Below are 24,991 nucleotides of genomic sequence, written 5' to 3' on the forward strand. Positions count from 1 at the left end.
AGCCTGCTGGCGATGCTTTTCAGCTTCAGGCCGCCGCAGGTTTGTGCGCCACAAAGCGCATCATCCATTCAGCCACTGTAGCGCCGTGGTGCTCTTGCTCCAGGCTGGCCACACCTTTGCTGTAAATCTGCGAACCCAACGCTTCCTGACGCAGCTCCAGCAGCGCTCGCGAATAGTCGTGAATGAATTCCGGGTGCCCCTGGAAGCACAGCACCTGATCGTTGATGTGGTACGCCGCAAACGGGCAGAAATCGCTGGAGGCGATGACCGTGGCGTTTTCCGGCAGTGCGGTGACCTGATCCTGATGGCTGATCAGCAGCGTCAGCTCTTCCCGTACCGGGCTCATCCACGGCGCTTTGGCCGCCAGTTTGTAGTTGTGGGTGCCGACGCCCCAGCCCTGAGTCGCACGCTCACTCTTGCCACCCAGCAACAGCGCCAGCAATTGGTGGCCGAAGCACACGCCGAGCAGCTTGTCGCCACGCTCGTAGCGGGTCAGCAGGTATTGCTTGAGGGTCTGAATCCACGGATCGGTGCCAAACGAATCGGCCTTGCTGCCGGTGACCAGGTACGCATCGAAAGTCTGATCGTCGCTCGGGTATTCGCCCTGCATCACGTTGTACACGGTGAACTCGGCGGCAATCGGTTGCTGCGAGAACAGGCGCTGGAACATCTGCCCATAACCCTGATATTGATCGACCAGTTCCGGACGCAGGATGTCGGTTTCCAGAATGCAGATGCGTAGCGACATAAAAAATACCTGACACGTGATGGGAATAATGAACACCCCAGAGCCTGCCTTGAAACACCCTGACAAGGCAAGCCCCGGAATGTGTCCCGTGTCGCTTAGAACAGCTCTCCTTTCGCAGCTTTCTCCAGCAGCAGCGCCGGTGGCGTAAAGCGCTCGCCATACTGCTCGGCGAGATACTGCGCACGGGCGACGAAATCCTTCACCCCGTACTGATTGATGAACTGCAATGCGCCACCGGTCCACGCTGCGAAACCGATACCGAAGATCGAGCCGACGTTGGCATCCGCCGTCGAAGTCAGCACGCCCTCCTCCACGCAGCGCACGGTTTCAATGGCCTGCACGAACAGCAGACGATCACGTACATCCTTCGGCGAAATCTGCCCGTCAGCCTTCTCGAAACGGCTTTTCAGCTCGGGCCACAGATGTTTCTGCCCACCCGCCGGATAATCATAGAAACCGCCGCCTGCGGCCTTGCCGGGCCGTTTGTATTCGTTGAGCAGCAAGTCAATTACGGCGAAGGCCGGATGCTCTATCAGCGGTTTCCCTTCTGCTTGCAGGTCTTTGGCCGTTTGTTGACGGATATGGCTCATCAGGCTGAGGGAAACTTCGTCAGAGATTGCCAGAGGCCCGACCGGCATCCCGGCCTTGCGCGCTTCGGTCTCGATCATCGGCGCGCTCACGCCCTCACCGAGCATGGCGATGCCTTCGTTGGTGAAGGTGCCGAACACCCGCGAGGTAAAGAAGCCTCGGCTGTCGTTGACCACAATCGGGGTTTTCTTGATTTGCAGGACGAAGTCGAAGCCGCGCGCCAGGGTTTCGTCGCTGGTCTGCGCGCCTTTGATGATTTCCACCAGCGGCATTTTTTCTACCGGACTGAAGAAGTGCAGGCCGATGAACTTGCTTTGATCCGGCACCGCAGTCGCCAGCCCGGTGATCGGCAAGGTCGAGGTATTGGAAGCGATGACCGCATCGGCGCCGACAACTTTCTGCGCTGCTGCCGAAACCTTGGCCTTGAGTTGACGATCTTCGAATACCGCTTCGATGATCAGATCGCAGCCAGCCAGATCGGCATCATTTTCCGCAGGATGAATCCGCGCCAGAATCGTCTCCCGCTGCGCAGCCGTCATCTGCCCACGGCCGACTTTCTTGTCCAACAGCGCTGCCGAATGCGCCTTGCCCTTCTCGGCTGCGGCGAGGGTGATGTCCTTGAGCACCACTTCGAGACCCGCCGAGGCGCTGACGAACGCGATGCCCGCGCCCATCATGCCGGCGCCGAGCACGCCGACCTTATGCGTGACTGATGGCGCAAATCCTTTCGGACGCGAGCCGCCAGCGTTGATTTCATTGAGCTGGAACCAGAACGTGCCGATCAGGTTTTTCGAGATCTGCCCGGTAGTCAATTCGGTGAAGTACCGGGTTTCGATCAGGTGCGCGGTGTCGAAATCAACTTGGGCGCCCTCTACTGCCGCACACAGGATTTTTTCCGGCGCAGGCATCGTGCCCTGGGTTTTGCTGCGCAGGATCGACGGAGCAATGGCCAGCATCTGCGCGACTTTCGGGTTCGACGGCGTGCCGCCCGGAATCTGGTAACCCTTGACGTCCCAACGCTGCACCGCCGACGGATTGGCGAGAATCCATGCACGGGCCTTGGCCAACAGCTCATCACGATCCGCCGCCAACTCATCGATCAGACCGGCCTGCAACGCCTGTTGTGGCCGAACTTTTTTGCCTTCGAGCAGATACGGCAGGGCTTTTTCGATGCCGAGCATGCGCACCATGCGCACCACCCCGCCGCCGCCCGGCAGCAGGCCGAGCGTCACTTCCGGCAGACCGAGTTGCACCGACGAATCGTCCAGCGCCACCCGATGGTGGCAGGCCAGACAGATTTCCCAACCACCACCGAGTGCCGCGCCATTGATCGCCGCGACCACCGGTTTGCCGAGGGTTTCCAGCGTGCGCAATTGGCCCTTTAGGGTCAGCACCATGTCGTAAAAGGCCTTGGCTTCAGGTTTGCCGACCTTGATCAATTCATTGAGATCGCCACCGGCAAAGAAAGTCTTCTTCGCCGACGTGATGATGACCCCGGCAATGCTGTCCTTTTCAGTCACCAGCCGCGCGACGCAGGCGGCCATCGCCTCGCGATACACCGCGTTCATGGTGTTGGCGCTCTGGCCCGGCATGTCGATGGTCAGGACAACGATAGCGTCCTGGCCTTTTTCGTAACGAATGGCTTCGCTCATAACAAGGTTCCTTGAATTCGGGGCTCAGAGGCGTTCGATGATGGTGGCAATGCCCATGCCGCCGCCGACACAAAGCGTCGCCAGGCCATAGCGCAGGCGTCGTGCCTCCAGCTCATCGAGCAAGGTGCCGAGGATTGCGCACCCGGTGGCGCCCAACGGGTGGCCCATGGCGATGGAGCCGCCGTTGACGTTGACCTTGTCCGGGTCGACTGCCATGTCCTTGATGAACTTCAACACCACCGAAGCAAACGCCTCGTTGACCTCAAACAGGTCGATGTCCTCGACGCGCAAGCCGGCCTTGGCCAGTGCCTTGCGCGTGGCCGGCGCCGGGCCGGTGAGCATGATGGTCGGGTCGGTGCTGGTGACCGCTGTGGCGACAATTCGCGCCCGAGGCTGCAAGCCCAGCGCCCGGCCCTTGGCTTCGGAGCCGATCAGCATCAACGCCGCGCCGTCGACAATCCCGGAGCTGTTGCCCGGGGTGTGCACGTGATTGATCCGCTCGACATGGCTGTAGACCCGCAGCGCAGTAGCGTCGAAGCCCATTTGCCCGATCATCTCGAAACTCGGTTTGAGCTTGCCCAAACCTTCCAGAGTCGATTCGGCGCGAATGAATTCATCGTGATCGAGCAGAATGATGCCGTTCTGATCCTGCACCGGCACCAGCGATTTATTGAACGAACCATCTGCTCGCGCCCGCGCCGCTTTCTGTTGCGAGTACAACGCGTAGGCATCGACGTCCTGGCGACTGAAACCCTCAAGTGTGGCGATCAGATCCGCGCCGACGCCTTGCGGGGTGAAATGGCTGTGCAGATTGGTCTGCGGGTCCAGCGCCCAGGCGCCACCATCGCTGCCCATCGGCACCCGCGACATCGACTCGACGCCACCAACCACCACCAAGTCTTCAAAACCTGAGCGCACTTTCATGGCGCCGAGGTTCACAGCCTCCAGTCCCGAAGCGCAGAAACGATTGATCTGCACACCGGCCACGCTGACATCCCAATCGGCTACTTGCACCGCAGTCTTGGCGATGTCAGAGCCCTGATCGCCAATCGGCGTGACACAACCGAGCACCACGTCATCGACCTGGCTGGTGTCCAGCGAGGTCCGCTGCTGCAGCGCAGTGAGCAATCCCGCAACCAGATTGACGGGTTTGACGCTGTGCAAGGCGCCATCGGCCTTGCCCTTGCCACGGGGTGTGCGTAACGCATCGAAAATCAAAGCTTCGGTCATGACGTCCTCGAACCTGTGCGGTGAGTGATTTCTTGTGCTCTCACTGTTGGCCCGGGCGGTCACGGATTCAATGACCACAGCGCTCAATGGCATTGACGCACACGCTCAGACGGACGGTCATGGGACGCGAGGTGAACCGGTTCAGGTCAGCGAGTTGTCTAGCAAGCGGGCGGCGAAGAAGCTGGCAATACGCCTCATGCCTTTTTCATCGCAACTGGCAGTAAATAAATACGAAATGGATCTAAGCCAAGTCTGACGCGGGCCCTAAGGTAGAAGATGTACGTCATGGTCGTCGGGTTTTGCCGAGGCAGGCGTTCTTCAACAGGAAGTGCAACGTTTGCCGTCATGGATATGCAGGCAGACATCAGGAAATAACAAAAAAGGCGGTCAAGCCATGTTCAAACATTCGAAAGTTCGTCAAGCAGGGCTCATTCTCTTCGCCACGACGCTGTTACTGATTTTGCCGAACCTGACGCGGGTAATCGGCTGATTCAAACGGCACGAGTTGATTATTGCCACCAAGAAGTGTGACTGGCCTGCTAGGCGGGCCAGCGTGGCTGTGCCAACCTTTGCGCATTTCCAGGACATGGATGGCGATCATTTGAAAGCGCTCATGGTGTTTGGGGCTTTGCTGTTGAGCTCGCCCTTGTCTGCCGCACAGCTGAATCTGCAGTTGGGCGAAACTACTCGCACCTGGCAGACCGAGGAATTGCTCAAGCATCCTCAGGTGCAGACCCTCACGATCAAGAATGATGTGTCCTACAAGAAGGACATGACCTATCGGGCAGTGCCTCTGGCTGCGCTGCTGACCGGTATCAATCCCGACGATCACCTGCAAGCGGTGGCGCTGGACGGATTTGCCGCCGAACTGGCTGCTGCGCCGCTGCTCAATACATCAGGCTCACGCGCCTGGCTGGCGATTGAAGACCCCGCTCACCCGTGGCCGCCACTCTCCGAAGGCAAGCACAGCGCCGGACCGTTTTATCTGGTGTGGACGGACCCGCAGGCCGGCAATATCAGCCCGGAGCAATGGCCGTTCGAAGTGGCCAGCATCAAGCGCATGGCGCCAGTGGCGGAGCGCTTCCCTGCCCTGCTGCCGGACGCTACGCTGAAGGCTGATGACCCGGTGAATCTGGGTTTTGCGCTGTTTCAGAAGAATTGCCTGGCGTGCCACCGGTTGAACGGCGCGGGAGATGCGCAGTTCGGGCCGGATCTGAATATTCCGTATAACCCGACTGAATATTTTGGTGCGGATTTCCTCAAGCGCTACATTCGCGATCCGCAGAGTTTGCGGCAGTGGCCGCAGGCGAAGATGCCGGGGTTTTCTAAGGAAGTGCTGCCGGATGGGGATTTGCAGATGCTGGTTGGGTATTTGCAGCACATGACGGGGCGCAAGGTCAGGCCCTGATCGTTTGAGCCTTTGGTTGCCCTCACCGGCCTCTTCGCTGGCAAGCCAGCTCCCACAGGATCACCGTTGACTCAGGATCGGTGCTTTACCTGTGGGAGCTGGCTTGCCAGCGATAGCGGTGTCCCGGATTTTACTGTTGCTGGACGGAGATCACCGGCATCGGGGTGGGCGATACAAACACCTTCGCATGCATCTGCTCACACCCGCCGCCCCGGCGCATTCCGCGTACCGGGCAGGCATCGAGGTAATCCAGACCTACCGCCAGTTTCAGATGTCGTTCTGGCCGGGCCAGTTCGTTGGTCACATCGAAGCTGTACCAGGCGTCATCCAGCCAGGCTTCGGCCCAAGCGTGACTGGCCAGGTGTTCGCAATCCTCGCTGTACAGATAACCCGATACATAACGCGACGGAATCCCCAGGCTGCGTGCGCAGGCCAGAAACGCATGAGCGTGATCCTGACAAACGCCTGCACGTCCGGCGAACGCCTCAGCCGCGCTGGTATCGACTTCGGTAGAGCCCGGCGTGTAGGTCATGTACTGATTCAGGCCGTGCATCAAATCAATCAGCCCAGAGCGGTCGCGACGTTGCTTGCAGGTTTTGGCTGCAAACGCTCGTAAAGCCTCGTCAGCCTCGGTCAGTCGGGTGAAACGCAAAAACGGCAACGCTGACTGGCTCTCATGCTCAGCCTCGCGCAATTCGTCGATATCGACCTGACCGCGAGCACCAATGATGATCGCCTCGTGCGGCTCATCCATGGTCAGCACATGCAGGATATTGCCGAACGGATCGAGTTGCGCACGCACCGGGCGTGGCAGGTCAAGTTGCCAGCTCAGCACATGCTGACGCTCGCTGTCGTGGGGTGTCAGTCGCAGGTACTGGATGCTCGCCCGCACCTGATCTTCATAGTGATAGGTGGTCTCGTGGCTTATGGAAAGTCTCATGCAGCCTCCAGGTAGGAACTGTGAATAGCGTTGCCCAATTGGCGCACCAGCGGGATGAATTCGGTCAGCCAGGCGTGCAGGCCTTCCTCGAGGATTTCGTTGATACCGGTGTAGCGCAGGCGTGCGTCCATTTCGGCGGCGAGCCGTTGTGCCGGACGGCCGTTGGCGCCCGGTAGTTGCGCAAGAATCTGGTCGATTTCTTCGGTGCAAGCCCTTAGCGAACGCGGTACATCGGCGCGCAACAGCAGCAGTTCGGCGACATGCCGGGCACCGGGTGCGTCGCGGTAGATTTCGGTGTAGGCCTCAAACGATGACAAGGCCCGCAGCAAAGCACTCCACTGATAGTAGGCGTGGGCCGTGCCGTCGCTGACTGCTTCGGCCTGATCACCAGCCATTTCGTAACGCGCATCAAGCAGCCGTAGGGTGTTATCCGCACGCTCGATGAACGTACCGAGACGAATGAAGCGAAATGCATCGTTACGCATGATGGTGCCGTAAGACGCGCCACGGAACAGGTGCGAACGCTCCTTTATCCATTCGCAAAAACGGCTCATGCCGTAACGACTGAGGCCCTGCTGCGCGATGCCGCGAATCTCTAGCCAGGTGGAATTGATGTTTTCCCACATGTCAGCGGTGATTCGCCCACGTACCGCGTGCGCACTGGCCCGCGCCGAACCCAGACAGCTGTAGATGCTCGCCGGGTTGGCGGCATCGAGAGCAAAGAAATGCAGCAGCCGTTCGGCGTGCAGTTCACCGTGGCGTTCGAGGTAATCGTCGAGAGTGCCGGTAATCAGCAACGGCATTGCCAGTTCGTGCAGACCATCACCGCGCCCGTCTTGCGGCATCAGCGACAGCGAATAGCTGACGTCGAGCATCCGTGCGAGGTTTTCCGCCCGCTCCAGATAACGCGACATCCAATACAGATCCGAGGCAGTTCTACTTAACATGGCAAGCTTCCTTCAATCCTCGACCACCCAGGTGTCCTTGGTTCCGCCACCCTGGGATGAATTCACCACCAGAGAGCCTTCACGCAGCGCGACCCGGGTCAAACCGCCCGGTACGACCCGCGTTTCGCGACCCGACAACACGAACGGGCGCAAGTCGATGTGGCGCGGCGCAATACCATTTTCGACAAAGGTCGGACAGGTCGACAGCGACAACGTCGGTTGCGCGATGTACGCGTGGGGTTTGGCTTTGATCCGCTCGCGGAACGCGTCGATCTCCGCCTTGGTTGACGCCGGCCCGACCAGCATTCCGTAACCGCCCGAGCCCTGGGTCTCCTTGACTACCAGATCTGGAAGATTGGCCAGCACGTGGGAAAGTTCAGACGGATTGCGGCACTGCCAGGTCGGCACGTTCTTCAGGATCGGCTCTTCGTCGAGGTAGAAACGGATCATGTCGGTGACAAACGGGTACACCGATTTGTCGTCGGCGACACCAGTGCCGATGGCGTTCGCCAGCACCACGTTGCCGGAGCGATAGGACGACAGCAGCCCCGGCACGCCCAACATTGAATCCGGATTGAACGCCAGCGGATCGAGGAAGGCGTCGTCGAGGCGACGGTAAATCACATCGACCGATTTCGGGCCGTCGGTGGTACGCATGAAGACCTTGTCGTCACGCACGAACAAGTCCGCCCCCTCGACCAGCTCAACGCCCATTTCTCGTGCGAGAAAGGCATGCTCGAAAAACGCGCTGTTGAAGCGCCCGGGCGTCAGCACCACCACGCTCGGATCATCAATCGGGCTGGAGCTTTTCAGGGTGTCGAGCAACAGGTTCGGATAATGGTCGATAGGCGCGATGCGCTGAGCGGCGAACAGCTCGGGGAACAGGCGCATCATCATCTTGCGGTCTTCGAGCATGTAGCTCACGCCGCTCGGGGTGCGCAGGTTGTCTTCGAGCACGTAATACGTGCCGTCGCCATCGCGCACCAGATCGACGCCGGAAATATGTGAATAGATATCGCGGTGCAGATCCAGCCCTTGCATCGCCAACTGATATTGCTCGTTGGCCAGCACCTGCTCAGCCGGAATGATCCCGGCCTTGATGATGCGCTGCTCGTGATAGAGGTCGGCGAGAAACATGTTCAACGCCTTGACCCGCTGGATGCAGCCGCGCTCGACGATCCGCCACTCGCTGGCAGGAATGCTGCGCGGAATGGTATCGAAAGGAATCAGGCGCTCTGTGCCCTGCTCGTCTCCGTAGAGCGTGAAGGTAATCCCGGCGCGATGAAACAGCAGATCGGCCTCGCGTCGCCGTTGGGCGAGAAGCTCGTCAGGCGTCTCGGCAAGCCAACGGGCAAACTCCCGATAATGCGGGCGGACCTGGCCGCCAGCGTCGTACATCTCATCAAAATAGGTGCGGATCATGCCGTACTCCTTGTCACCCGGACATCCAGACCATCGCAAGGCCCGTGCCATCGGCAGAAACGCTTTGATTTCAATCGGTTGGATAATCACGTCGCTGGCACCGCACCATTCCTGTGCGGCCAATGCCCCAACCAGACCGCCCCCGCCTCATTGCGACGCAGTGCAATCGCCTATCACCAGCATAGTCAGAGTTGATTTCACTGCTCGCCGTTGGCTGCGGATAATCCGCACATCTGCTGGAAACTTCATTGCAGGAGTTGTCAGCTCAATCGCTCTTCCCTTTAGCCACCTGCCCAGGTGGCTTTTTTTTGCGCTTGAAAAACGACAACGGCCGACCCGAAGGCCAGCCGTTGTTCATCCACACACTGAGTCAGTTCAGGCGATGGCGGTTGCGCACCTCCTGCTTGACACCCCAGCCCTCAATAATGCCGCCCAACGGCTCGACCACGGCGGAGAAGCCCTGCTCGAAATCGCCGATGTCGTCGTAGGTCGCGTACATCACCTTGCTTAGCTCCAGGGCCCACGCGCCGTCGTCGCGCACGCTGACCTGAGCATTGATGGATTCACCGCGAAATTTGCCTGCTGCTATGCGCGCCCGCTCCTCGTCCGGGAAAATGGCGTAGAACTCGATGGGATGGAACCGGGAAAAATCGAAACCGCCTTCTTTCATGCGGCGCAGCACGTGGGTGCTGATGTCTTCTTGATAGGCTGTGCTCATGAATCGTCCCCCTCGCATAGATGGATAGACTTTCCGTATTCCCTGCACCGGGTCGATTGACCAGGGCGCTACGACAACCGTGTTGTCGGCGGGAAGCAAGCATGTAGCTGACAAGACCAGACCTTAGCGATCCGTTCGCTGATCTCGATTGCAGAGTAGCCTCAAGATAGAGCCGCTGCCAAGGTCTGGAGCTGAAGATAATCGGAAGAATTTCAGACGGGAGTGATACTGCGGATTTCGATGCTGTTCTGGGTTTTCAGGCTTTTCACGCCAGCATCGGCGGTGCGCCCTTCCAGATCGTTCAGGTCCAGTTCGGCGGCAACGGGAAGCAGCCGGCCTTTGATGAGTTTGGCGGCCTGCTCATGGTTCGGGCATTCCTCGCACTCGAAGACTTCATTGATCGTTTCACCATGATCGTCCACGAAAGTGACTTTCCACTTTTGCATCGGTGCCTCCTCGATCAAACCCGTAGATGGGCTTACCTATATCTCGACTTTGAATAGCGAGAGTTGGTTCAAAAGGATTACAGCGGCCGAAGATGAAAAAAATCACATGTAGGAGCTGCCGCAGGCTGCGATCTTTTGATCTTTAAAAGCAAGATCAAAAGATCGCAGCCTGCGGCAGCTCCTACAGGGGAAATGCGTTTTTTCAGTCGTTGCTTGGCTTGTTGATCGCTTGCAGCACGTACTGCGGCAGAGCGAACGCGCCGATGTGGATTTCCGGGTTGTAGTAGCGCGTGACGATGCCGCTGCCGATGAAGCGCTGCTGCAGGGTTTCACGGCTCAGTTTGCGGTAGGCAGGGTTGGTCGAGCCCCAGGCAAAAGTCATCGAACCGCCAATGTAGGTCGGCACGGCCGCCTGATAGAAGTGCCAGTCCGGGAACAGGCTGCGCAGGCGACCGGCGGTGGTTTTGACTTCGTCGATCTGCATGAACGGCGTGCCGTTCTGGGTTACCAGAATCCCGCCTTCGTTCAGGCAGCGGTGGCAGGCCTGGTAGAAGTTTTCCGAAAACAGCACTTCACCCGGACCAATCGGGTCGGTGGAGTCGGAAATGATCACGTCGAATTTTTCAGTGGTGGTGGCGACGAAACGCATGCCGTCGTCGATCACCAGGTTCAGACGTGGATCGTCGTAGGCGCCCTTGGAGTGGTTCGGCAGGAACTCTTTGCACATGTCGACCACGGTGCCGTCGATCTCGACCATGGTGATGTGTTCGACACCTGCGTGTTTGGTCACTTCACGCAGCATACCGCCGTCACCGCCGCCGATGATCAGCACGCGCTTGGCGCTGCCGTGGGCGAGGATCGGCACATGGGTGAGCATTTCGTGGTAGATGAATTCGTCGGCTTCGGTGGTCTGGATCACGCCGTCCAGCGCCATTACCCGGCCCATGCGCGGGTTCTGGAAGATCACCAGATGCTGGTGTTCGGTGCGCACTTCGTGCAGCAGTTTTTCCATGCGAAAACGCTGGCCGTAGCCTTCGTAGAGGGTTTCCAGGTACTCGCTGGTTTTGTTGACGGTCATGGTGAAGTGCTCCGATGAATGCGCGGGCGCCGATCGTGGTGCAGATTGCCCGGGAAAGGCGCGCATTCTACGTTGCGCAAGATGACAGGTCGAACCTCTGTTGATCGGCAAACCACAATCCCTTGTAGGAGTGAGCCTGCTCGCGATAGCTATCTACCAGTCGATGTGTTTTTGACTGATATTCCGCTATCGCGAGCAGGCTCACTCCTACAGGGGTATTGCAGGGTTCTGGAGATCGCGTCAGATCCGGACGTTGCCCCGCGGCCCGGCGATGGCCCAGATGATCAGGCCCAGCACTGGCAGGAGGATGATCAGCAGTACCCAGAGGATTTTCATCCCGGTTTCGGCGCCGCTTTTCAGCACATTGATGATGGCCCAGATATCGAGGGCAAGAATGATCAGGCCGATCAGACCGTTGAACGTGGAACCCATGGTGTCGCTCCAGAGTAGTGGCATCCACTCTTAGGATAGACGGGCCTGAGCAGGGTTCCCTTTTATTGTGTTCAGACGTGAATCGCGATCTTCAAGGCTTCCAGCGCCGGCGCAGCGGTGATGCCGACTTGGGCACACAACTCCAGCACACGCGGAATATCGTTGCCGAAGACCAGCACCATTTGCAGCTCATCGTCGAGCAACTGGCTGAAGTTCATCAGCGTGTAACCGCCATTTTCCTTGTTCATGCTGCTCATCTGCACCTGAATGCGGTTGAGCGCAGTCAGCGCTTCGGTCTTGGCCAGTTGCTTGGGCTTGAGGTTGAAATCGACACCGGGGCCGAACGAAGCAACGATCTGCGCAAACAGGTCAACGTAGGTGTCGGCCTGGAACAGCACGGTTTCCGGCAGGCTGCCGACCACGACCCACTCGCCCAATGGAATCGGGAAAGTTTCGTCGTAGTTGATGTCCGGATTGGCGGCCAGAAAAGCGTCGGTATCGGCGTAGGCCTGCGCCGCTTCGTCAGCGACCTTCAGGATCTCGTCCTCGCCCATGCAGCCGGAGCTGATTTTGCTGATGAGTTCGACGAGTGCAGCTTTCATGGGGCAGATCCTGTGGCGATGGGAGTTTTGAGGGCGCGAAGGATAGCGCAGAAAAGCAAAAGATCGCAGCCTTCGGCAGCTCCTACGGGTTCAGCGTTCATCCGCAAAATGGCCGGCGAACACAGTCAATGTAGGAGCTGCCGCAGGCTGCGATCTTTTGACCTGATTAACCGAGCAGTTTTTCAAGCTGCGCCGTGGTATCGACAGCGCCCATGGTGCGGGCAGCGTCCAGCGCGGTCACGCCATTGGCGTCTTTGGCTTGCGGATTGGCACCCTTGCTGATCAGGTAATCGACGATTTCAACGCGGTTGAACATCGCCGCCATCATCAGCGCGGTGCGACCATCGAACGACGAGCCTTCGATTTCAGCGCCGGCCTCAACCAGTGCCTTGACCACCGCCAGATCACCTTTGAACGCCGCACCGGCAATCGGGCTCTGGCCATTGCCATTGCGCTGCTCTGGATCAGCCTTGTGCTTGAGCAACACGTTTACCGCGTCGATGTGGCCGTAATAGCTGGCGAGCATCAGCAAGGTATCGCCCTTGCTGTTTTTCAGATTCACCGGCAGACCGGCGCTGACCAGGCGATCAAGCATCTGCGCATCACCGTCGCGTGCCTTGTTGAAAACCTGCTCGCTGAATTCGGCGGCTTCTTCAGGGGTCATCTGGCGGCTTTGTTCGGACATGGGGCAACTCCACTTTCGGTCAATCGGAAATGCCGACAGTTTCCCGAGCGAGACGAAAGCTGTCACCCCCTTTTTCTAAAAATCACCGATAGCCAGAATCAATAACGGTACTTGCCTTGATGTATTTCAGCCAAAACCTGATCGGTGACCTGCACATACGTCTGACTGCCGGGCAACCACGCGTAGATCGGATCATCGCCCGTCTGCCCGGGGTCGAAGCCTTCGCTTTTCAGTCGTGTTTTCTGATATTTGAAGGTGCCGGTGGTTTCCATTTTCACCTTGACCCTCAGGAACAACGGCACTGCATAGGCTGGCATGCGCTCGCGGGCGAAGGTCAGCAGTTCAGCGAAATCCAGGGTTGCAAGGGATTCGGCGGGAGTGATCGCGGCCATGCCAGCACGCCCGTTGGTGTTGCGAACCTCCACGCCGTAAGCCACGGCTTCGGAGATATGCGGATGTTGCAGCAGCAGGTTTTCGACTTCGGTGGTCGAGACGTTTTCGCCCTTCCAGCGGTAGGTGTCGCCCAGGCGATCAACAAATTGCGCATGACCGAAACCGATATTGCGCAGCAGATCACCGGTATTGAAGAAGCGGTCGCCGTTGACGAACACATCGTGCAGCACGACCTTGGCAGTCTTCTGCGGATCGGTGTAACCGTCGAGCGGTGCCTTTTCATCGATCCGCGCCAGCAACAGGCCCTGCTCACCCTTGTCGACCTTGCGCATGAATCCATCGGCGCTGCGCAGCGGTTCCCCGCTGTCATGGTCGTAGGCCACCAACTCCCAGGCCATCAGCGAAAAACCGATGGTGTTATCGAAGTTGAGGATGTTGGTGAAACCGATATTGCCGTCACTCGCCGCGTACAACTCGCAGATGTGATCGACCGCAAAACGCGTCTTGAACTCGGCCCAGGCGCCGGGGCGCAGGCCATTGCCGATCATCTTGCGCACGTCGTGACGGCTGTCATCGGCGCTGCGCGGTTGGTCCACCAGATAGCGGCACAGTTCGCCGACATAACCGATGGTGGTCGCCCGGTAGCGGCGTACGTCGCTCCAGAACTGACTGGCGCTGAATTTGCGGCGGATCGCAAACCCTGATGCCCCATTGATCGCCGAGCCCCAGCACACGCAAAGGCCGGTGGCGTGATACAGCGGCAAGGTGCAATAAACGACGTCTTCGGGACGCATATCGAGGGCGATCATGCCGAAGCTCGCCGAACTGCGCATCCAGCGCCCATGCTTGAACACGCCAGCCTTGGGCAGGCCGGTAGTGCCGGAGGTGTAGATGTAAAAACAGGGATCGTCGAAGAAAATCTGCTGACTGCTTGGCGGATTTTCCCCGGAAGCATCAGCACTGGCGCTGATCAGATTGACGTAACCCTCGGGGGCAATCCCCGGGTGGCTGTAGGTGTCCTGATCGGCGACAAACCAGCAACGCTGCGGCGCAATCGACACTTGCTCGCGCACAGCGGCAAACGCCGGCAGCAACTCTTCACCGACGACAATCGCCACTGGCGCTACCAGGTTCACGCTGTGGATCAGCGTATCGCGGGTCTGCGAAGTGTTGAGCAACGCACTGACCGCGCCGACCTTGGCCAGCGCCAGAATCGTCACCAGCAGTTCCGGGCGATTCTCGATGAACACTGCGACCACGTCGCCTTTGCCAATGCCCTGCTCGACCAGATAGTGGGCGATGCGATTGGCCCATTGATTGACCTGCGAATAGCTCAGTAGCACCTCGCCCTGCAATAACGCCGGGCCATCGGGATTGCGCAGGGTCGCTTGTTCGAATGTCCAGCCGAGGCCACACGTTTGGGTCGGGTCCGTGACGTTGGCGACTTTCATGCCCTTGACCACCCGTGGGATGGCTTTGGCGATCATCGGCAGTTTGCGGAGCATCATGCTCCAGGTAATCGTGTCGCTTGGCGCGTGACTCATGGCGGTTCCCCGTTCGGCCATGACGTGCTGGCCGGTTTTTTTATTGTCGGGCAATTGGCTGACGCAACCGGCGTTTGGCAACGAAGGTCGAGGTCGAAAATACGTCAGCGCTTCTCGGGCTGTACACGCGGTTTTTGCAATGTTTTGTATCCGCCAATCCTTGAGGCGTGGCGAGGATCGTGGCGTTGTCGATTGGTTCCGTTGAATCGACAACGATCCCGCAAAATGCAGGATGCACGATGGCCATTCATGCAGATTGCACGAGCAGCGAAATTAACGAATTTTATAACTCGTTGTTTTATAACGTTTTATTTAAATTCGAATGCTGGCACAAACGCTGCAACCTCCTCTGCATGCTTGCCATTCAAGTGCATACGGAGCTGAAAGACATGAGCCTGATCCAAGAAAAATTTACCTCCCTGTTCTCCAACTTCGACGTCACCACTGCCCCACGCCCCGATGGCGGGATTCTGCTGACCCTGCGCAGCAGCGACGGCAAAGTGTTTAAACGCGCACTGACCTATCAGCAAATGCATGCCGGCGATCAACTGTCGTGGGCAATCAGCGCGATCCGCCGTGACCTGGCTGAACAAGCCAGCGAATTGCCGCAGATCGGCATGCTGCAAAGCCAACAGCGTTTTGCTCTGCCGACCTATCATTCGGCATAAGACAGACACGTTAAACAAAACAGGCCGTGGAGCGAAAGCTTCACGGCCTGTTTTTTGTGGCTGATACAAAACCCTGTGGGAGCCAGCCTGCTGGCGATTGCGGTGGGTCAGGCAACATCTGTTTATAGGAATTACCGCTATCGCCAGCAGGCTGGCTCCCACATTTGATTTATGTGGATTAAAAGGCTTCTGGTTCGATGCCGGTGAAGCTGTCGACGGTTACGTGGCCTTGCAGCTCGCCGCCTTCACGGGCCAGGCCGCAGGTTTGCAGGCCGGCTGCTTGGGCTGCGTCGAGTTCTTCGACGATGTCCGAAAGGAACAGGATCTGCGCCGGTTCAACGCCGATGGCTTGTTGGATGTTGCTGTAGGACTGCGCCTCGCGCTTGGGCCCTGAGGTGGTGTCGAAGTAGCCGCTGAACAACGGCGTCAGATCGCCTGCTTCCGAGCAGCCGAAAATCAGTTTCTGCGCCTGGATCGAGCCGGACGAATACACAAACAGTTGATAACCGGCCTGATGCCAGCGCTTCAGCGCTTCAACGGCATCCGGATAAACGTGCCCCTTCAACTGCCCCGCCTGATAACCCTGCTCCCAGACCATGCCCTGCAATGCCTTGAGCGGCGTGGCTTTGCGGTCTTCGGCGATCCAGTTCAGGAGAATTTCAACGACGCGTTCAACATCAGCCTGCGGCTCATTGCTGTCACGGCGCACGGCTTCGATCTGCGCAGCAACATCGGCGCGGTCGGCGTTCTGGCGAACGAAGTCCGGCAAGTATTTGGCGGCGTAGGGAAACAGCACGTCGAAGACGAAACTCACCGCGCTGGTGGTGCCTTCGATGTCGGTGAGGATGACTTTGATCGACATCGGCTCAGTCCTCCAGACGCGGGAAGCGGCCGGCGATGTCTTCGCCGGTGAAGTTGGCAACCCAGCCGTCAGGGTTGTTGAACAGACGAATCGCCACGAAATGCGGATGCTCGCCCATGTCGAACCAGTGTTTGGTGCCGGCCGGGACCGAGATCAGATCGTTCTTCTCGCAAAGTACCGCGTAGACGTAATCGTCGATGTGCAGGGTAAACAGCCCACGGCCAGCGACGAAAAATCGTACTTCGTCTTCACCATGGCGGTGTTCTTCGAGGAACTTGGCGCGCAACTCGGCTTTTTGCGGATGATCGCTGTTGAGGCTGATGACATCGACAGTGATGTAGCCACGCTCGGTCATCAGCTTGTCGATCTGCTCTTTATAAGCGCTGATCACTTCTTCCTGACTGGCGCCGGGCTGGATCTTCGCGGCGGCTTGCCAGCGGTCGAAACGCACGCCCTGCTCGGCCAGCGTCGAGGCGATGTCTTCGAGATGGGTCAGCACCTTGTTCGGAATGTCGGGGCTGGAAACGTGATAGACGGACAGGCTGCTCATTGGGGCAATTCCTCGGTATCGGCCTTGCCGTCCGGTTCTTTGAGACCGGTCGGGCACAGCATTTCATCAGGCAAATGGGCTACTTCTGGTGAAGTCAGCCTTGGCGGTTCATGACGCTGCGGGTTTTCAACTCGCATTCAAACAGGAATTCGAAGGCCTCGATCTGCCGCAGCGCGTCGTTCATCTGCGCGCCCCAGGTGTAGAGGCCGTGGCCACGGATCAGATATCCGACGCAATCGGGATGGGCTTCGAGCCAAGGCTGCACCTTGGCGGCGAGGCGCGCAATGTCCTGATCGTTGTCGAAAATCGGCACGCGCACCCGGGATTCGTGGGTCGAAACGCCGCTGAAGGCTTTTTGCAGTTCGTAGTCTTCGAATTCGATGAAGTCTTCCGGGGTCAGGCGCGACAGCACCGTGGCGTTCACAGAATGGGTGTGCAACACCGCACCGATCTCCGGGCGCCAGCTATACAGCTGAGTGTGCAGCAGGGTTTCGGCGGAGGGCCTTTTGCCCGGTTCCAGACTATTGCCGGACAAATCGGTGGCCAGCACATCGTCCAGACCCAACTGGCCTTTGTGCTTGCCGGACACGGTCAGCAACGCTTCGCTCGGCGACAGGCGCGTCGAATAATTGCTGCTGGTGGCCGGCGACCAGCCGCGACCATATAAAAAACGCCCGGCGTCGATGATCTGCTGGGCAAGCTGTTCACGCGTAAGGCTCATGGCCTGTCCTCTTGCATTCGGGTGGCAATGATAACGGCAGCAGCGAGCGCTGCGAGACTGGCAATACTAAAGGTCAATGTCGCGCCGAGGGCATTCCAGCTGTAACCGGAATACAACGCGCCCAATGCGCCACCGGTACCGGCCAGCGCAGCGTACAACGCCTGACCCTGCCCTTGCTGGCGCGCACCGAAGCTACGTTGCACGAACTGGATGGCAGAAGCATGAAAACTGCCGAATGTGGCGGCGTGCAGCACTTGGGCAAACAGCAGCACCCAAAGAAATTCAGCGAATGAACCTAGCAGCAACCAGCGCAGCGCTGCCAGCAGGAAACTGACCATCAGCACCCGACGCAGGGAAAAGCGCGCCAGAATCCGGCTCATGGCCATGAACATCAACACTTCGGCGACCACACCGACCGCCCAGAGCATGCCGATCACGCCGCGACTGTAGCCGAGTCGTTCAAGGTGCAAGGTCAGAAATGTGTAATACGGGCCGTGGCTCATCTGCATCAGCGCGACGCAGCCGTAAAACGCCAGCACGCCGGGACTGCGCAGCTGTTTAAGGAAGCCCTCGCCCGTCGGCCGATTGCCCTGCGCCGGTTGCGCGTTCGGCACCCACAGACTGCTCAGCACAATGCCGGCCATGATCAGCACTAGCGCCGCCGGGTAAATATCGAGGCTCAACCATTCGAACAGGCGCCCAAGGACTACCACGGTGATGATGAAACCAATCGAGCCCCACAGACGAATCTGGCTGTAACGCGAGGTTTGCCCGTTTAAATGCGCAAGGGTGATGACTTCGAATTGCGGCAGCACGGCGTGCCAGAAGAAGGCGTGCAAGGCCATGACCATCGCCAGCCAGGCGTAGGTCTTGCTGACGAAAATCAGCGAAAACGTCAGCAACGTGCACACCGCGCCGAAACGCACGATGGCCAGCCGTTTACCGGTGTAATCGCCGAGCCAGCCCCAGATGTTCGGCGCCACGCAGCGCATCAGCATCGGTATCGCCACCAGCTCGCCGATGCGTGCGGCGCTGAATCCGAGGTGATCGAAGTACAGCGCCAGAAACGGCGCCGTCGAGCCGAGCAAGGCGAAATAGAACAGGTAGAAACTGGACAGCCGCCAGTAAGGGAGCGCCGCCACGCCGGTTATGCCGCAGCGGCTTTAGGGTTTGCCATTAAAGCTGACCCAGCACCGGAGTGCTCACGCGCACATCGGCGTTCTGCCCACGGTGACGCAGCAGATGATCCATCAACACGATGGCCATCATCGCTTCGGCAATCGGCGTGGCGCGGATGCCGACACACGGGTCGTGACGCCCCTTGGTGATCACGTCCACCGGGTTGCCGTGGATGTCGATCGAGCGGCCCGGCGTGGTGATGCTCGACGTCGGTTTCAGGGCCAGATGCGCAACGATCGGCTGACCGGAGGAAATGCCGCCGAGGATGCCGCCAGCGTTGTTGCTGAGGAAACCTTCCGGAGTCATTTCGTCGCGATGCTCGGTGCCGCGTTGGGCGACGCTGGCGAAACCGGCGCCGATTTCCACGCCTTTCACCGCGTTGATGCTCATCAGCGCGTGGGCCAGTTCAGCGTCGAGACGGTCGAAAATCGGCTCGCCGAGCCCCGGCATCACACCTTCTGCAACCACGGTGATCTTCGCCCCGACCGAGTCCTGATCGCGACGCAGTTGGTCCATGTAGGCTTCCAGCTCCGGGACTTTGTCCGGATCAGGGCTGAAAAACGCATTGTCTTCGACCGAATCCCAGGTCTTGAACGGGATTTCAATCGGGCCGAGCTGGCTCATGTAACCGCGAATGACGATGCCCTGGGTCGCCAGGTACTTCTTGGCAATCGCACCGGCCGCCACGCGCATTGCGGTTTCACGGGCCGAGCTGCGGCCACCGCCGCGATAGTCGCGCTCGCCGTATTTGTGGTGGTAGGTGTAATCGGCGTGGGCCGGACGGAACAGGTCTTTGATCGCCGAGTAGTCCTTGGACTTCTGATCGGTGTTGCGGATCAGCAGCCCGATGGAGCAACCGGTGGTGCGCCCTTCGAACACGCCGGAGAGGATTTCGACTTCGTCGGCTTCCTGGCGCTGGGTAGTGTGGCGGCTGGTGCCTGGCTTGCGGCGATCAAGGTCGCGCTGCAAGTCTTCGAGCGAGATTTCCAGGCCCGGCGGGCAGCCGTCGACAATGGCGACCAACGCCGGACCATGGCTTTCGCCCGCGGTGGTGACAGTGAACAACTTGCCGTAGGTATTGCCGGACATGCAGGACGCTCCGTGAAATCAAACCCAAATTCGTATTGCGCGCCAGTATACGCAGGCTAACCGACTAGTTCATCCTCGAACCTTAGTGGTGTTGGTGAGTCCAACCGGCACCTTGGCGAATGATGGCGTGATGATGCTGCGAGTTCTGATCTTGAGTCTTACCCTGTTTACCGGTTTTGCCCATGCCACCGTCCTGCAACGTCCGATGACTTTGGATACAGGTACTGGTGAGCTTTTTGGTTCGCTGCTGCTGCCAAAATCTGACAACCCGGTGCCGGTTGTCCTGATCATTTCCGGCTCTGGTCCTACAGATCGTGACGGCAACAACCCGGACGGCGGGCGCAACGACAGCCTCAAGCGTCTGGCCTGGGTGCTGGCCAAACACAACGTCGCCAGCGTGCGTTACGACAAGCGTGGCGTGGCCGCGAGCCTTGCTGCGACGCCGGATGAGCGCAATCTGTCGGTCGAAGCCTACGTCGCCGATGCTCAGGCCTGGGCGCGCAAGCTCAAGGCTGACCCGCGTTTCGGCTCGCTGATTTTGCTCGGCCACAGTGAAGGCGCGCTGATTGCCACGCTGGCGGCGCCGGGTGCCGATGCGGCGGCGGTGATTTCTTTGTCCGGCAGTGCCCGCCCGGTCGATCAGGTGATCCGCGAACAATTGGCCCGTAGCCTGCCGCCGCCGCTGATGCAGCGCAGCAATGAGCTGCTCGACAGTCTCAAGGCCGGCCACACCGATGACAATGTGCCGGCGCCGTTGCAGACGATTTTCCGGCCGAGTGTGCAGCCGTATCTGATTTCGCTGTTCCGGCAGAACCCGGCCAAGGCCTTCGCGCAACTGAAGATGCCGGCGCTGATCGTTCAGGGCAGCAACGACATGCAGGTCGAAGTCGGTGATGCGCAGGCGCTGAAAGCCGCCAAACCCGATGCTCAACTGGCCGTGATCGAAGGCATGAACCACGTCATGCGCATCGTCCCCGCCGACGTGAAACGGCAAATGGCCTCGTACAAGGACCCGAATTTGCCGTTGGCGGCGGAACTGGGCAGCCGAATTCTTGAGTTTATTGACGGACTTCACACCCGTTAACCGAGGTTTGCCCTCCAGTCCTGAAGAAAACGGCCGATAAGCCTTTGTCGCCAGCGCAACAGCTGGCGGCAAGCAGGGCTTGGACAGGATCTCGCCGTTATGACTGATACCCCGACTTCACCCGACACCACCGCTGAAAAAGACGCACCGCCAGCGGTCGAGCTGCCGTGGGCGGATGTCCACGTCGAGCACCACAAGATGCTCCGCCTGGCCCCGCTGCAGACCGACCGCAATACCGGCGGCCGGCCGCTGCGCTTTGTCGAGTTCGGTTACGCCGAGCGCACCAGCAAAGAACGCAGCCTGATGCGCATGGCGATCAAGTTGCCCGGCCAGCGTGTGCGCAAAGAACAGAATATTCTTGATGTGTGGGTCGATCACGCCACCAAGCGCGTGCATTTCGGCCCGGACAGCGGCTTGCAGATCGAGCCAATGAACCGTGGCATCGGCCGCTTCATGGCTGCTCAAGGCATCACTTGGGCGAAAAAGCGCTGGCCCGCCTACACCGTCGACGGCATGGACTTGAACAACAAGGACGCGCTGAACGAAGACACCCGTCTGCGTCGTGATCACTTTCTGCGAGTTCACGGTTTTGACGTGGTCTACGCCGATGCCCAGCATTTGAAGGGCAGCGTCAAGGAAGTGCAGGTCGGTGACTTGCTCGGTGACTGGAACAGCGAAAAGCTGCAGATCGTCGAGATTCTCGAAGCCGCGCAGATGCTGCAACAGGCTGAGCAGAATCTGGCCGAGCAGGAAGTGAAGCTGAAGAAGCAGGAAGACAAGGTCAGCAAGTTCAAGCGTGAAGACGCTGGGCTGCGCTTTACCATTACCTGTCTGGTGGCGTTTGCGGTGTTTCAGGCCGGGTTGCTGATCTGGATTGCTACGCACCGGTAAAGTTTTAGACCGAGGCGACCCCATCGCGGGCAAGCCACGCTCCCACAGGATTTGTGTAGTGCCCGAATACTGCGGCACACATAGAATCTGTGGGAGCGTGGCTTGCCCGCGATGCTTTTAGGGTTACATGCGGGAAGCGAACAGGGCCTGATGGTTGCGGCACTGTTCGGCGGTCAGCATGAACACGCCATGCCCGCCGCGCTTGAACTCCAGCCAGGCGAAGTCGACTTCCGGGTACAACGCATCAACGTGCACCTGGCTGTTGCCCACTTCGACAATCAGCAAACCCTTCTCGGTCAGATGATCCGCCGCTTCGGCGAGCATCCGGCGTACCAGGTTCAAACCGTCATCACCGCAGGCCAGGCCCAGCTCCGGTTCATGCTGGTATTCGTCCGGCATGTCGGCGAAATCCTCGGCATCGACGTAAGGCGGGTTCGACACGATCAGGTCGAAACGCTGACCCGGCAAACCATCAAAGCCATCGCCCTGCACCGTGTAAACACGCTCATCGACGCCATGACGCTCGATGTTCTGGTTGGCCACTTCCAGCGCTTCAAACGACAGATCCGCCAGCACCACTTCGGCGTTCTGGAACTCGTAGGCGCAAGCGATGCCGATGCAACCGGAGCCGGTGCACAGATCGAGAATCCGCGCAGGCTCGCTGCCGATCCACGGCGCAAAGCGGTTTTCGATCAGCTCGCCAATCGGCGAACGCGGGATCAGTACGCGTTCATCAACGATGAACGACATGCCACAGAACCACGCCTCGCCCAGCAGGTACGCGGTCGGAATGCGTTCTTCGATGCGGCGCTTGAGCAGGCGTTGCAGGTTGACCAGTTCGTCGTCTTCCAGCGCGCAGTCGAGGTAGCTGTCGTTGATTTCCCACGGCAGGTGCAACGCACCCAGTACCAATTGCCGGGCTTCGTCCCAGGCGTTGTCGGTGCCATGGCCGAAAAACAGATCCTCCCCATGGAAGCGGCTGACGGCCCAACGGATATTGTCACGCAGGGTGCGAAGGCGGGAAGTGATCACGGCGCAAAACTCCAGAAAAAACGACTGGCGATTCTACCAGCCAAAACGCGCCACGACGACGCGGGAAAAACATAGTGGTGGCAGTGGGAGTTTTCTGATTTTTGCATCAGCTTTTCAACATAAAGTGTAACTTGACATGGCTGCACGCCAGTAACGACGGTGCCTACGATGGTAGCGATTCACAGAACCGCTCAGCCAGAGGACAATGTCGCAAAAGCCCCACCCCAAGGAGCCCCCGAATGTCCGTTCCAAAAACGATGTTTCAACTCAGCGGCCGCGGTTATGCAGCAGCCACACTGAGCCATGCCACTGTGGTCATCATCGATGCCCAGAAAGAATATCTCAGTGGCCCGCTGGCCCTGAGCGGCATGGATGCGGCCGTCGCGAACATCAAACAACTGGTCGCCGCGGCCCGTGCAGCCGGTCGGCCGATCGTGCACGTGCGCCATCTCGGCACCGTCGGTGGTCTGTTCGATCCGCAAGGCGAGCGCGGAGAGTTCATCCCGGGCCTGGAACCGCAGGGCGACGAAACCATCATCGGCAAACTGCTGCCGAGTGCCTTCCACGGCACCGAGCTGCTGGACCGTCTGCAAAACCTTGGTTCGCTGGATCTGATCGTCTGCGGTTTCATGAGCCACTCCAGCGTCAGCACCACCGTGCGCGCGGCGAAGAACCTGGGTTTCCGTTGCACGCTGGTTGAAGACGCCTGCGCGACCCGTGACCTGCCGTTCAAGGGCCGGGTGATCAGCGCGGAACTGGTACAGGAAGCCGAAATGGCGATCATGGCCGATAACTTCGCCACCCTCGCCCTGACTCAAGATCTGATCTGATCGTTCGCACCGGTCGAGCTCTGATGAGCGGCTTACACCGCCGCTCATCCGCAAAAGCCTCTCATTTGCTGCAATTGCCTTAGCCTCAGGAACAACCCGGTCAACTCCCGGTCGAAGGGCCGATACCATTGAGGAAGGTCGGAATGAAGTTATCCGATGGATTTGACGCTCGCCGCTTGCGGCCCAAAGGCCAAAGCAACTGGCGTTTTCGATTCGGCGCAATGATCGCCGCCATTCTGGCGACGTTCGGTGTGCTGCTGGCGATGGCCGGAGCCGCCAGCCTGCTGGGGCGCCCTCCCGCGCTCGGCGACTTGAACGCAACACCGCTCGGTTCGGCAATCATTCTGGCGGTCGGCTTGTTGTTTCTGTACTTCGGCGTCGCCCTGTGGCGTCGTTGCCGCCGTCGCGCACGGCAATCGCGGGAACTGAACATGTCCCCGCATCTGATGAAAAAACACGACTGACTCAACGGCCTGGCTTTTTGCCGGGCCGTTTTGTGTCGACTTGGGTAAACTGGCCGCCCTTCGCGGAGGCTGACATGCAAGACGACGATTTTTCCCTGTTCAAAAGTGCGATCCAAGGCGTCAAGCCGATCAAGCACGACCGCGCCGACACCGGCAAACCCAAGGCTGACCGCGCCCAGATCGCCAAACTGCGCCAGTCCGCGACCGTGCGCACTGAAACCACCACCGTTGATGGTCTGTCCGATCAGTTCGTGATCGACGTCGGCCCGGAAGACGAGTTGATGTGGGCCCGCGACGGGGTTCAGGAAAGCCAGATGCGCAAGCTCAAGGTCGGCCAGATTCCGTTCGAAGGCAGCCTCGACCTGCACGGCATGAGCGTCGAAAAGGCCCGCGAGACCCTTTGGGCATTTCTCGCCGAAGCGACCAAATTCGAAATCCGCTGCGTACGCGTCACCCACGGCAAGGCTGTGCGGCTGGACGGCAAGCGCCCGATGATCAAAAGCCACGTCAACACCTGGCTGCGCCAACATGCGCAGGTGCTCGGCTTCTGCTCGTGCCAGGCCAAGCACGGCGGTGCCGGCGCGGTTTACGTGATACTTAAACGCACCATGATGGAAGGTCGCGACGAGTAAAGCCGTCACACCGAACTTGCAGGGTTGTGTCCGCCACCGTACCCTTGTCCTTTGCGAAAATCCCCACAGGTAGTTTCATGTCCCTGGAACAGAATTACACCGCGATTCTCGGCCAACTGGGCGAGGACGTTTCCCGCGCGGGCCTGCTCGACACGC

General features: G+C 59.2%; 26 protein-coding genes and 1 pseudogene. 8 read left to right on the forward strand and 19 right to left on the reverse strand.

Annotated features, from left to right (window positions below; genetic code table 11):
* Positions 1-25 precede the first annotated feature (25 nt).
* From ACIOZM_RS24460 to ACIOZM_RS24470, 3 genes are all read right to left on the reverse strand, one after another.
* A complete protein-coding gene (locus ACIOZM_RS24460) occupies positions 26-748 on the reverse strand; it encodes an amidotransferase (protein ID WP_401218348.1) in 723 nt (240 codons plus the stop codon).
* A 95-nt stretch (positions 749-843) separates the two neighbouring features.
* Positions 844-2,988 carry a 3-hydroxyacyl-CoA dehydrogenase NAD-binding domain-containing protein gene (locus ACIOZM_RS24465; RefSeq protein ID WP_401218351.1) on the reverse strand — a complete coding sequence of 715 codons (2,145 nt, stop codon included), beginning with the start codon at positions 2,986-2,988 and terminating at the stop codon, positions 844-846.
* A 24-nt stretch (positions 2,989-3,012) separates the two neighbouring features.
* On the reverse strand, positions 3,013-4,218 hold the full coding sequence (locus ACIOZM_RS24470) for an acetyl-CoA C-acetyltransferase (RefSeq protein WP_401218354.1): 1,206 nt from the start codon (positions 4,216-4,218) through the stop codon (positions 3,013-3,015).
* Between the two features lie 586 nt (positions 4,219-4,804).
* Here ACIOZM_RS24470 and ACIOZM_RS24475 point away from each other — a divergent pair.
* Positions 4,805-5,626, forward strand: coding sequence for a c-type cytochrome (locus tag ACIOZM_RS24475; protein ID WP_401218412.1), 822 nt, complete (start codon positions 4,805-4,807; stop codon positions 5,624-5,626).
* Between the two features lie 130 nt (positions 5,627-5,756).
* On the opposite strand, the gene ACIOZM_RS24480 is transcribed toward ACIOZM_RS24475, so the two are convergent.
* The 10 genes from ACIOZM_RS24480 to ACIOZM_RS24525 all read right to left on the reverse strand — a co-directional run bounded on the left by ACIOZM_RS24480 (position 5,757) and on the right by ACIOZM_RS24525 (position 14,833).
* Positions 5,757-6,566, reverse strand: a complete 810-nt coding sequence (locus ACIOZM_RS24480; RefSeq protein ID WP_401218357.1) for a transglutaminase N-terminal domain-containing protein — start codon at positions 6,564-6,566, stop codon at positions 5,757-5,759.
* Positions 6,563-7,513, reverse strand: coding sequence for an alpha-E domain-containing protein (locus ACIOZM_RS24485; RefSeq protein WP_401218360.1), 951 nt, complete (start codon positions 7,511-7,513; stop codon positions 6,563-6,565). The genes ACIOZM_RS24480 and ACIOZM_RS24485 overlap by 4 nt, the downstream gene beginning before the upstream one ends.
* Positions 7,514-7,525: 12 nt before the next feature.
* Entirely contained in the window at positions 7,526-8,935 is a 1,410-nt protein-coding gene (locus ACIOZM_RS24490; RefSeq protein ID WP_401218363.1) for a circularly permuted type 2 ATP-grasp protein, read from the reverse strand.
* A 370-nt stretch (positions 8,936-9,305) separates the two neighbouring features.
* Entirely contained in the window at positions 9,306-9,653 is a 348-nt protein-coding gene (locus ACIOZM_RS24495; protein ID WP_401218366.1) for a ribonuclease E inhibitor RraB, read from the reverse strand.
* Between the two features lie 212 nt (positions 9,654-9,865).
* On the reverse strand, positions 9,866-10,099 hold the full coding sequence (locus tag ACIOZM_RS24500) for a hypothetical protein (RefSeq protein ID WP_401218369.1): 234 nt from the start codon (positions 10,097-10,099) through the stop codon (positions 9,866-9,868).
* 202 nt (positions 10,100-10,301) lie between these two features.
* Positions 10,302-11,177, reverse strand: a complete 876-nt coding sequence (gene speE, locus ACIOZM_RS24505) for a polyamine aminopropyltransferase (protein ID WP_401218372.1) — start codon at positions 11,175-11,177, stop codon at positions 10,302-10,304.
* A gap of 240 nt (positions 11,178-11,417) precedes the next feature.
* A complete protein-coding gene (locus tag ACIOZM_RS24510) occupies positions 11,418-11,609 on the reverse strand; it encodes a PLDc N-terminal domain-containing protein (protein ID WP_003223221.1) in 192 nt (63 codons plus the stop codon).
* A gap of 71 nt (positions 11,610-11,680) precedes the next feature.
* Positions 11,681-12,211 (reverse strand): hypothetical protein, encoded by a 531-nt coding sequence (locus ACIOZM_RS24515; protein WP_401218375.1) that lies wholly within the window; start codon positions 12,209-12,211, stop codon positions 11,681-11,683.
* A 166-nt stretch (positions 12,212-12,377) separates the two neighbouring features.
* On the reverse strand, positions 12,378-12,896 hold the full coding sequence (locus ACIOZM_RS24520) for an ankyrin repeat domain-containing protein (RefSeq protein WP_401218378.1): 519 nt from the start codon (positions 12,894-12,896) through the stop codon (positions 12,378-12,380).
* 98 nt (positions 12,897-12,994) lie between these two features.
* Positions 12,995-14,833: a long-chain-acyl-CoA synthetase gene (locus tag ACIOZM_RS24525; protein WP_401218381.1), complete on the reverse strand. Its 1,839-nt coding sequence runs from the start codon at positions 14,831-14,833 to the stop codon at positions 12,995-12,997.
* 389 nt (positions 14,834-15,222) lie between these two features.
* On the opposite strand from ACIOZM_RS24525, the gene ACIOZM_RS24530 reads away from it, so the two are divergent.
* The gene (locus tag ACIOZM_RS24530) at positions 15,223-15,501 is read left to right on the forward strand and encodes a DUF3509 domain-containing protein (protein ID WP_401218414.1); all 279 of its coding nucleotides are present in this window, start codon (positions 15,223-15,225) and stop codon (positions 15,499-15,501) included.
* Between the two features lie 178 nt (positions 15,502-15,679).
* Here the strand turns inward: ACIOZM_RS24530 and mtnC are convergent, their stop codons facing one another.
* The 5 genes from mtnC to aroC all read right to left on the reverse strand — a co-directional run bounded on the left by mtnC (position 15,680) and on the right by aroC (position 19,902).
* Positions 15,680-16,363, reverse strand: coding sequence for an acireductone synthase (mtnC, locus tag ACIOZM_RS24535; protein ID WP_401218384.1), 684 nt, complete (start codon positions 16,361-16,363; stop codon positions 15,680-15,682).
* A gap of 4 nt (positions 16,364-16,367) precedes the next feature.
* Positions 16,368-16,913, reverse strand: coding sequence for a 1,2-dihydroxy-3-keto-5-methylthiopentene dioxygenase (locus ACIOZM_RS24540; RefSeq protein WP_401218387.1), 546 nt, complete (start codon positions 16,911-16,913; stop codon positions 16,368-16,370).
* A 94-nt stretch (positions 16,914-17,007) separates the two neighbouring features.
* Positions 17,008-17,634 carry a methylthioribulose 1-phosphate dehydratase gene (locus ACIOZM_RS24545; RefSeq protein ID WP_401218390.1) on the reverse strand — a complete coding sequence of 209 codons (627 nt, stop codon included), beginning with the start codon at positions 17,632-17,634 and terminating at the stop codon, positions 17,008-17,010.
* Positions 17,631-18,776, reverse strand: coding sequence for an MFS transporter (locus ACIOZM_RS24550; RefSeq protein ID WP_401218393.1), 1,146 nt, complete (start codon positions 18,774-18,776; stop codon positions 17,631-17,633). The genes ACIOZM_RS24545 and ACIOZM_RS24550 overlap by 4 nt, the downstream gene beginning before the upstream one ends.
* Positions 18,777-18,810: 34 nt before the next feature.
* Positions 18,811-19,902: a chorismate synthase gene (gene aroC / locus ACIOZM_RS24555; protein ID WP_099758435.1), complete on the reverse strand. Its 1,092-nt coding sequence runs from the start codon at positions 19,900-19,902 to the stop codon at positions 18,811-18,813.
* A 130-nt stretch (positions 19,903-20,032) separates the two neighbouring features.
* Here aroC and ACIOZM_RS24560 point away from each other — a divergent pair, with 130 nt between their 5' ends.
* Both ACIOZM_RS24560 and ACIOZM_RS24565 read left to right on the forward strand, forming a co-directional pair.
* Positions 20,033-20,986: an alpha/beta hydrolase gene (locus tag ACIOZM_RS24560; protein ID WP_401218417.1), complete on the forward strand. Its 954-nt coding sequence runs from the start codon at positions 20,033-20,035 to the stop codon at positions 20,984-20,986.
* 99 nt (positions 20,987-21,085) lie between these two features.
* Entirely contained in the window at positions 21,086-21,877 is a 792-nt protein-coding gene (locus tag ACIOZM_RS24565) for a hypothetical protein (RefSeq protein WP_401218397.1), read from the forward strand.
* 123 nt (positions 21,878-22,000) lie between these two features.
* Here the strand turns inward: ACIOZM_RS24565 and prmB are convergent, their stop codons facing one another.
* Entirely contained in the window at positions 22,001-22,909 is a 909-nt protein-coding gene (gene prmB, locus ACIOZM_RS24570; protein WP_401218400.1) for a 50S ribosomal protein L3 N(5)-glutamine methyltransferase, read from the reverse strand.
* 239 nt (positions 22,910-23,148) lie between these two features.
* Here prmB and ACIOZM_RS24575 point away from each other — a divergent pair, with 239 nt between their 5' ends.
* The 4 genes and pseudogenes from ACIOZM_RS24575 to ACIOZM_RS24590 form a co-directional block, all read left to right on the forward strand.
* Positions 23,149-23,739: a cysteine hydrolase family protein gene (locus tag ACIOZM_RS24575; RefSeq protein WP_401218403.1), complete on the forward strand. Its 591-nt coding sequence runs from the start codon at positions 23,149-23,151 to the stop codon at positions 23,737-23,739.
* Positions 23,740-23,882: 143 nt separating this feature from the next.
* Positions 23,883-24,203, forward strand: coding sequence for a hypothetical protein (locus ACIOZM_RS24580; protein WP_401218406.1), 321 nt, complete (start codon positions 23,883-23,885; stop codon positions 24,201-24,203).
* 74 nt (positions 24,204-24,277) lie between these two features.
* Entirely contained in the window at positions 24,278-24,835 is a 558-nt protein-coding gene (locus ACIOZM_RS24585; RefSeq protein WP_401218409.1) for a Smr/MutS family protein, read from the forward strand.
* Positions 24,836-24,912: 77 nt separating this feature from the next.
* Positions 24,913-24,991 (forward strand): annotated as a pseudogene (locus ACIOZM_RS24590) (GTP cyclohydrolase I FolE); the annotation flags it as partial.

It is taken from the genome of Pseudomonas sp. NPDC087346 (assembly GCF_044744235.1).
Lineage (GTDB): Bacteria > Pseudomonadota > Gammaproteobacteria > Pseudomonadales > Pseudomonadaceae > Aquipseudomonas.

Bases quoted from the DNA above. Each gene is read 5' to 3' on its own strand.
- ACIOZM_RS24460 (WP_401218348.1), bottom strand. From the start codon at position 748: ATGTCGCTACGCATCTGCATTCTGGAAACCGACATCCTGCGTCCGGAA.
- ACIOZM_RS24465 (WP_401218351.1), bottom strand. From the start codon at position 2,988: ATGAGCGAAGCCATTCGTTACGAAAAAGGCCAGGACGCTATCGTTGTC.
- ACIOZM_RS24470 (WP_401218354.1), bottom strand. From the start codon at position 4,218: ATGACCGAAGCTTTGATTTTCGATGCGTTACGCACACCCCGTGGCAAG.
- ACIOZM_RS24475 (WP_401218412.1), top strand. From the start codon at position 4,805: ATGGATGGCGATCATTTGAAAGCGCTCATGGTGTTTGGGGCTTTGCTG.
- ACIOZM_RS24480 (WP_401218357.1), bottom strand. From the start codon at position 6,566: ATGAGACTTTCCATAAGCCACGAGACCACCTATCACTATGAAGATCAG.
- ACIOZM_RS24485 (WP_401218360.1), bottom strand. From the start codon at position 7,513: ATGTTAAGTAGAACTGCCTCGGATCTGTATTGGATGTCGCGTTATCTG.
- ACIOZM_RS24490 (WP_401218363.1), bottom strand. From the start codon at position 8,935: ATGATCCGCACCTATTTTGATGAGATGTACGACGCTGGCGGCCAGGTC.
- ACIOZM_RS24495 (WP_401218366.1), bottom strand. From the start codon at position 9,653: ATGAGCACAGCCTATCAAGAAGACATCAGCACCCACGTGCTGCGCCGC.
- ACIOZM_RS24500 (WP_401218369.1), bottom strand. From the start codon at position 10,099: ATGCAAAAGTGGAAAGTCACTTTCGTGGACGATCATGGTGAAACGATC.
- speE (WP_401218372.1), bottom strand. From the start codon at position 11,177: ATGACCGTCAACAAAACCAGCGAGTACCTGGAAACCCTCTACGAAGGC.
- ACIOZM_RS24510 (WP_003223221.1), bottom strand. From the start codon at position 11,609: ATGGGTTCCACGTTCAACGGTCTGATCGGCCTGATCATTCTTGCCCTC.
- ACIOZM_RS24515 (WP_401218375.1), bottom strand. From the start codon at position 12,211: ATGAAAGCTGCACTCGTCGAACTCATCAGCAAAATCAGCTCCGGCTGC.
- ACIOZM_RS24520 (WP_401218378.1), bottom strand. From the start codon at position 12,896: ATGTCCGAACAAAGCCGCCAGATGACCCCTGAAGAAGCCGCCGAATTC.
- ACIOZM_RS24525 (WP_401218381.1), bottom strand. From the start codon at position 14,833: ATGAGTCACGCGCCAAGCGACACGATTACCTGGAGCATGATGCTCCGC.
- ACIOZM_RS24530 (WP_401218414.1), top strand. From the start codon at position 15,223: ATGAGCCTGATCCAAGAAAAATTTACCTCCCTGTTCTCCAACTTCGAC.
- mtnC (WP_401218384.1), bottom strand. From the start codon at position 16,363: ATGTCGATCAAAGTCATCCTCACCGACATCGAAGGCACCACCAGCGCG.
- ACIOZM_RS24540 (WP_401218387.1), bottom strand. From the start codon at position 16,913: ATGAGCAGCCTGTCCGTCTATCACGTTTCCAGCCCCGACATTCCGAAC.
- ACIOZM_RS24545 (WP_401218390.1), bottom strand. From the start codon at position 17,634: ATGAGCCTTACGCGTGAACAGCTTGCCCAGCAGATCATCGACGCCGGG.
- aroC (WP_099758435.1), bottom strand. From the start codon at position 19,902: ATGTCCGGCAATACCTACGGCAAGTTGTTCACTGTCACCACCGCGGGC.
- ACIOZM_RS24560 (WP_401218417.1), top strand. From the start codon at position 20,033: ATGATGCTGCGAGTTCTGATCTTGAGTCTTACCCTGTTTACCGGTTTT.
- ACIOZM_RS24565 (WP_401218397.1), top strand. From the start codon at position 21,086: ATGACTGATACCCCGACTTCACCCGACACCACCGCTGAAAAAGACGCA.
- ACIOZM_RS24575 (WP_401218403.1), top strand. From the start codon at position 23,149: ATGTCCGTTCCAAAAACGATGTTTCAACTCAGCGGCCGCGGTTATGCA.
- ACIOZM_RS24580 (WP_401218406.1), top strand. From the start codon at position 23,883: ATGAAGTTATCCGATGGATTTGACGCTCGCCGCTTGCGGCCCAAAGGC.
- ACIOZM_RS24585 (WP_401218409.1), top strand. From the start codon at position 24,278: ATGCAAGACGACGATTTTTCCCTGTTCAAAAGTGCGATCCAAGGCGTC.